The organism is Pseudomonas sp. PSPC3-2 (assembly GCF_049897085.1).
Classification (GTDB): Bacteria; Pseudomonadota; Gammaproteobacteria; order Pseudomonadales; family Pseudomonadaceae; genus Aquipseudomonas; species Aquipseudomonas paraveronii.
This window is the reverse complement of record NZ_JAFCVO010000007.1, coordinates 297,830-304,629: the sequence shown is the minus strand read 5'-3', so window position 1 is coordinate 304,629 and position 6,800 is coordinate 297,830. Positions and strand designations below refer to the sequence as shown.

The following is a 6,800-nucleotide window of genomic DNA, read 5'->3' as shown; positions in this document are numbered from 1 at the left end:
TTGCTTGATTCAGTTGTTAAAGAGCGGTTGGTTAAGATCTTTCGTCTCAACCGAGGCGCGCATTCTACAGCAGCCTCATTTGCTGTCAAGTGATTATTTTAAGAAGTTTTCAAAGTTTCTTTTGTAACTTCAACCACTTGCGCTTCCGATCTCTCGTTAGCGGGAGGCGAATTCTACAGCGTTACACGCTGCTGTCAACACCTCTTTTTCTCCGCTTTCGACCGAGAAGATCGAAACGCTAATAGAGCCTAACAACACTGCTCTACCAACTCCTTCCAGGCTTCGATGAACTGAAGCAGGCCGCTGTCGAATATCGTATAACTCTTTGTTTACCAAGGAGTTTTCCGTTTCGACTGCGCCGGAAGTGGGGCGAATTATAGACGTACAGGATTTGCCGTCAAGGCTTAATTACGCTTTTGTTGCAGAAGGTGCTTTTTTCGCAATAAGACGAGGAATTCGCCGCATTACCGGCGGTATCCGCAGGGTGAGAAGCAACGCACCTATAGAAGCATAGATAGCCCACTCCTTCAGATCAGCCCGCACGATCCACAACATATGCAGCAAGCCAAGACCAAGCACGCCATATACCAGTCGATGCAACTTCTTCCAACGGCTGCCCAACCGACGCTGGCTGTAGCGATTTGACGTCAGCGCCAGCACTAACAACGACAGGAAACCCAGCGTACCCACAATAATGTAGGGCCGCTTACGCAGCTCCACCCCCAGTTGCGACCAATCCAGCCCCAGCACAAACACACAATACGCAGCCAGGTGCAGCACCACATAAGCAAAGCACCACAACCCCAGTTGCCGCCGCACCGCAATCCACCCTGCCCAACCGCTCAACTTCTGCAGCGGTGTCATCGCCAGGGTAATCAGCAGCAGGATCAACGTGCCCAAGCCCAAGCGATCGACCAGCACCTTGCCTGGGTCCGGCCCCAATGCAGAACGCCATGCCTCATACAGCCAGAGCAACGGCCACGCCGCCGAGGCGATAAACACGCCGATGCGCCAGAGAGGGAAGCGCATCAGTAGTTCTTCCGCAGATCGAGGCCGGTATACAGAGCCGCCACTTCATCCGAGTACCCGTTGAACATCTGCGTCTCACGAACATTCGGGCTGAACAGACCGCTCGGCAAGCGCCGCTCACGCGCCTGCGTCCAACGGGGGTGATCGACCGTAGGGTTCACATTCGCATAAAACCCATACTCATTCGCCGCAATGCTCTGCCACGTGGTTTTCGGCTGCTCACTCACAAGACTGATACGCACGATGGACTTCACGCTCTTGAAGCCATACTTCCATGGCACCACCAACCGCAGCGGCGCGCCATTCTGGTTAGGCAACTCCCGCCCATACATCCCCACGGCCAGAATCGCCAAAGGGTTCATCGCCTCATCCAGACGCAGCCCTTCTACATAGGGCCAGTCGATCAAGCCGAAACTTGAGCGCTGGCCCGGCATGCTTTTGGGGTCCTGGAGTGTTTCGAAGCGGATGTACTTGGCTTTGGAGGTCGGTTCAACCTGTTTGAGCAACGCCGAGATGGGAAAGCCCATCCATGGAATAACCATCGACCACGCCTCCACACAGCGCAGGCGATAGATTCGCTCTTCCAATTGATAGGGCTTCATGAAGTCTTCCAGAGCATAACGCCCTGGTTTTGCGACCTCACCATCGATCACCACACTCCAAGGTTCGGTCTTGAGTGAACCCGCATTCGCCGCCGGGTCGCCCTTGTCCGTGCCGAACTCATAGAAGTTGTTGTAGTGGGTCGCGTCTTTGAACGGGGTGATGGCTTCGTCCTTGACGGTTACCGCCTGCCATTTCGTCCCCGGCAGTTTTTCGGCAAACCAGCCTGGCGCCTTGCCTGGCTCGACATCCGCATACCGCGCGGCATCGTCCGCACTGGCCCAACGCGGCAAGCTGCTGGCGGCAACACCGGCCAGCGCACCACCGAGTAAGCTACGGCGAGACAAGTAGAAGGATTCGGGGGTGACGTCCGATTCATGACAATCGGACGCTTTGGGCAATTTGATTAACATGGCAACTCCGCAGCATTGGAGAACTGATGCACCAATAGACTGCGGAGTATGGGGGAAATTACATTAAGGCAACGTTTTGTCCCGACGCAGTTGCAGCAGATACTGAATCGGCCCGGAAGCGGCATAGACCAGGAACGCCAGCAGCAGAATACGCGGCGGATCACTGAAGACCACGGCGAACACCAGCACCACCACAAGGATAGCCACGAAAGGCACGCGCCCCTTGAGGTCGAGCTCCTTGAAGCTGTTGTACTTGATGTTACTGACCATCAGCATGCCGGCGGCGGCAACCATCAAGGCCACCAAGAACGACATCTTCGACCCCTGGATGCCGTAGTCACTGAACGCCCAGACGATACCCGCCACCACGCCCGCCGCAGCAGGGCTGGCCAGGCCAATGAAGTAACGCTTGTCGGCGGTCCCCACCTGGGTATTGAAGCGTGCCAAGCGCAATGCGGCGCCCGCGACATAGATGAAGGCCACCATCCAGCCGACCTTGCCCATATCACCCAAGGCCCAGGCAAACGCCAGCAATGCAGGCGCGACACCAAAGGCAACCATGTCCGACAGCGAGTCATACTCGGCACCGAAGGCGCTTTGAGTGTTGGTCATGCGCGCCACACGACCATCGAGGCCGTCGAGCACCATGGCCACGAAGATCGCGATCGCCGCAAAACCGAAGTATTTGCTGGCACTCACCGCATCACCTGCCGCCAGCGAGCTCTGGGCGCTCATGGAATTGATGATGGAGTAGAACCCGGCAAACAGGTTCGCCGTAGTGAACAGATTGGGCAGGAGATAGATACCACGATGCCGGACCTTGCGGCCTTCCGCATCGTGCCCTTCTTCGACATGTTCATCGATCGGTAGCAGGCTATCGGCGTCAGAAGCCTGGTTTGGCTCTTCGGGACGTTCGCTCATGGACTTTACCTTGCAACGGTGTGAAAAAAACGACAGATACTTGCGGCGAGTGTTCGCCCGCAAACGATGCAGCTTTATACCAGAACCAGCCACCCAAACGAAAAAACGCGGCCTAAGCCGCGTTTTCTGTTGATGCATCCGACTTAGTTTTTGGCTTTGTCGACGATCTTGTTGGCACCGATCCACGGCATCATGGAACGCAGTTGCTCGCCGATGATTTCGATACCGTGAGCGGCGTTGTTACGACGCTTGGCGGTCATCGAAGGGTAGCCGGTAGCACCTTCGCTGATGAACATTTTGGCGTATTCGCCGTCCTGAATGCGTTTCAGGGCGTTGCGCATGGCCTGACGGGACTCGGCGTTGATCACTTCCGGGCCAGTCACGTACTCGCCGTATTCGGCGTTGTTGGAGATCGAGTAGTTCATGTTGGCGATACCGCCTTCGTACATGAGGTCCACGATCAGCTTCAGTTCGTGCAGGCATTCGAAGTAGGCCATTTCCGGCGCATAGCCGGCTTCAACCAGGGTTTCGAAACCGGCTTTGACCAGCTCAACGGTACCGCCACACAGAACGGCTTGTTCGCCGAACAGGTCGGTTTCGGTCTCGTCCTTGAAGGTGGTTTCGATGATGCCGGTACGACCGCCACCGACGCCAGCAGCGTAGGACAGCGCAACGTTCTTGGCGTTGCCCGATGCGTCTTGGTAGATCGCGATCAGGTCAGGGATACCGCCGCCTTTGACGAACTCGGAACGCACGGTGTGGCCCGGAGCCTTCGGCGCGATCATGATCACGTCGAGGTCAGCGCGTGGCACGACTTGGTTGTAGTGAATCGCGAAGCCGTGGGAGAAGGCCAGGGTGGCGCCCTTCTTGATGTTCGGCTCGATTTCGTTCTTGTACAGCGCGGACTGGAACTCATCCGGGGTCAGGATCATGACCAGGTCGGCAGCGGCAACAGCGGAAGCCACGTCAGTCACTTTCAGGCCGTGGGCTTCAGCCTTGGCAACAGTGGCCGAGCCTTTGCGCAGGCCAACAGTCACGTCAACGCCGGAATCTTTCAGGTTGCAAGCTTGCGCGTGGCCTTGGGAGCCGTAGCCGATGATGGCGACTTTCTTGCCCTGGATGATCGACAGGTCACAATCTTTTTCGTAATAAACTTTCATGAGGTTCCTCTATATATCCAGGCCTTAAGGCCATTCACTAATTTGGGTTAGATGCTGAGTACTTTGTCGCCACGGGCAATCCCGGTGACACCACTGCGTACGGTTTCCAGAATCGAGGCCGTCCCGATCGACTGGATGAAGCTGTCCAGCTTGTCGCTTGTACCGGTCAATTGCACGGTATAAACGCTGGCGCTCACATCGACGATCTGCCCGCGATAGATGTCGGTAGTACGCTTGATCTCGGCACGTTGGGCACCCGTGGCCTTGACTTTAACCAGCATCAGCTCGCGCTCGATGTGGGCACTTTCCGACAGGTCGACCAGCTTGACCACTTCGATCAGCTTGTTGAGGTTTTTGGTGATCTGCTCGATCACCTCATCGTGGCCCACGGTGGTCAACGTCAGACGCGACAGAGTCGGGTCTTCGGTCGGCGCCACGGTCAGGCTTTCGATGTTGTAGTTGCGTTGCGAAAACAAGCCGACAACACGAGACAGGGCGCCGGGTTCGTTCTCCAGAAGCAGGGAGATTATGTGCCGCATGATTAGGTACGCTCCGTCTTGTTCAGCCACATGTCACGCATAGAGCCGTCTTTGATCTGCATCGGGTAGACGTGCTCGCTGGTATCCACCTTAATATCGATGAACACCAGGCGGTCCTTCATGGCGAACGCTTCTTCCATCTTCGGCTTCAGATCTTTCAGATCGTTGATGCGAATACCGACGTGGCCGTAAGCCTCGACCAATTTGACGAAGTCCGGCAGCGATTCCATGTAGGAATGGGAGTGACGACTACCGTAGCTCATGTCCTGCCATTGACGAACCATGCCCAACACGCCGTTGTTCAGGCACACGATCTTCACCGGAAGGCCGTACTGCAGGCACGTCGACAGTTCCTGGATGTTCATCTGGATGCTGCCTTCGCCGGTCACGCATGCAACGTCGCTGTCCGGGAAGCTCAGTTTCACACCCATCGCGGCAGGGAAACCAAAGCCCATCGTGCCCAGGCCACCGGAGTTGATCCAACGGTTAGGCTTGTCGAACTTGTAGTACTGCGCGGCGAACATCTGGTGCTGGCCCACGTCGGAGGTCACAAAGGCGTCGCCCTTGGTCACTTCGCACAGGGTCTCGATCACGGTTTGTGGCTTGATGATGCTGCCGTCGCCCTTGTCATAAGGGAACAGGCCGCGGTCGCCGCGCCATTCGTCGATCTGCTTCCACCAACTGGCGACGGATTCTTTGTTCGGCGTCTCGCCGATTTCCTTCAGCGCAGCGACCATTTCGGTCAACACGCTTTCCACCGGACCTACGATCGGCACGTCGGCCTTGATGGTCTTGGAAATGGACGCCGGATCGATGTCGATATGGATGATCTTGGCATTCGGGCAGAACTTGCTCGCGCCATTGATCACCCGGTCATCGAACCGAGCGCCCACGGCCAGGATCACATCGGCGTGGTGCATGGTCAGGTTGGCGGTATAGCTGCCGTGCATGCCGAGCATGCCGACGAACTGACGGTCCGTCCCCGGGAATGCGCCGAGGCCCATCAGAGTGTTGGTCACCGGCAGGTTGAGCAACTTGGCCAGTTCGGTCAACGGTGCGGAACCGCCGCCCAGAATCACGCCACCGCCCGAGTACAACACCGGACGCTTGGCCGCCAGGAGCATTTCTGCCGCCTTGCGGATCTGCCCCGAGTGCCCACGAACGGCCGGGCTGTAGGAACGCAGCTTGGCTTTCTTTGGGAAGACGTATTCGAATTTCTCAGCCGGGTTGGTCATGTCTTTCGGGATATCGACCACCACAGGGCCCGGGCGACCGGACTGTGCGAGGTAGAACGCCTTTTTCATGACTTCCGGGATTTCCGAGGCATGCTTGATCATGAAACTGTGTTTCACGATCGGCCGGGAGATACCGATCATGTCGGTTTCCTGGAATGCATCGGTACCGACCATGGTGCTAGCGACCTGGCCGGAAATGATCACCATCGGGATGGAGTCCATATACGCAGTCGCGATGCCGGTAATGGCATTGGTTGCGCCTGGGCCGGAGGTTACCAGTACCACGCCGGCTTTACCGGTGGCACGGGCATAGCCGTCAGCCATATGGGTCGCAGCCTGTTCGTGGCGAACCAGGATGTGGGTAACAGCCGGTTCCTTGAACAGTGCGTCATAGACATGCAGCAGAGCACCACCCGGGTACCCGTAGATATAGTCAACGCCTTCGTCACGCAAAAAGCGGACGAGCATCTCACCGCCAGATAAAAGCTCCACGTTGTTCACCTCTAAAACGCCAGAATACCGTCCGTTAAAAACCGACGGGTCTTAATAGGTTTACTTCTCAACAGAGCATGAGCGACGGTGGTCGCCGACTACGTCAGCACTGACTGAGCAAGTATTGGGATCGTCCCAAGTGTTGCGGGCTCTTCCCACCCAGCGCGAGGTAACGCGTTGCGGGTGTAACAGGTCGGCGCGGATGTGCGCCTCATGATCTGCTGAGTGGGCCTGCTTCTGGCAGTCCCGATACAGCGGACTTTGGATTCTTCTGTTTCAGGCCCTTCAAGTCAAGCAATAATTGCGCTTTTTTCCAACTAAGCGCATGAGAACGCAGAAGAAAGGGCTTTGAGGAGGGATAAAACTCGCCTGAATGTCGTCAAGCGGTAGAAATGTGCGCAAGACTGCCGG

6 protein-coding genes are annotated in these 6,800 nt (G+C 56.7%); all 6 read right to left on the bottom strand.

Annotated features, from left to right (window positions below; genetic code table 11):
- Positions 1–408 precede the first annotated feature (408 nt).
- Positions 409–1,029 carry a protein-methionine-sulfoxide reductase heme-binding subunit MsrQ gene (gene msrQ / locus ACP7CJ_RS14530; protein WP_276194891.1) on the bottom strand — a complete coding sequence of 207 codons (621 nt, stop codon included), beginning with the start codon at positions 1,027–1,029 and terminating at the stop codon, positions 409–411.
- On the bottom strand, positions 1,029–2,042 hold the full coding sequence (msrP, locus tag ACP7CJ_RS14525; protein ID WP_017847455.1) for a protein-methionine-sulfoxide reductase catalytic subunit MsrP: 1,014 nt from the start codon (positions 2,040–2,042) through the stop codon (positions 1,029–1,031). The genes msrQ and msrP overlap by 1 nt, the downstream gene beginning before the upstream one ends.
- Positions 2,043–2,105: 63 nt before the next feature.
- The gene (pssA, locus tag ACP7CJ_RS14520; protein WP_426100664.1) at positions 2,106–2,963 is read right to left on the bottom strand and encodes a CDP-diacylglycerol--serine O-phosphatidyltransferase; all 858 of its coding nucleotides are present in this window, start codon (positions 2,961–2,963) and stop codon (positions 2,106–2,108) included.
- A gap of 143 nt (positions 2,964–3,106) precedes the next feature.
- Positions 3,107–4,123: a ketol-acid reductoisomerase gene (ilvC, locus tag ACP7CJ_RS14515; RefSeq protein WP_007948647.1), complete on the bottom strand. Its 1,017-nt coding sequence runs from the start codon at positions 4,121–4,123 to the stop codon at positions 3,107–3,109.
- 47 nt (positions 4,124–4,170) lie between these two features.
- The gene (gene ilvN / locus ACP7CJ_RS14510; protein ID WP_003176102.1) at positions 4,171–4,662 is read right to left on the bottom strand and encodes an acetolactate synthase small subunit; all 492 of its coding nucleotides are present in this window, start codon (positions 4,660–4,662) and stop codon (positions 4,171–4,173) included.
- A 2-nt stretch (positions 4,663–4,664) separates the two neighbouring features.
- Positions 4,665–6,389, bottom strand: coding sequence for an acetolactate synthase 3 large subunit (locus ACP7CJ_RS14505; protein ID WP_426100662.1), 1,725 nt, complete (start codon positions 6,387–6,389; stop codon positions 4,665–4,667).
- Positions 6,390–6,800: the final 411 nt, after the last annotated feature.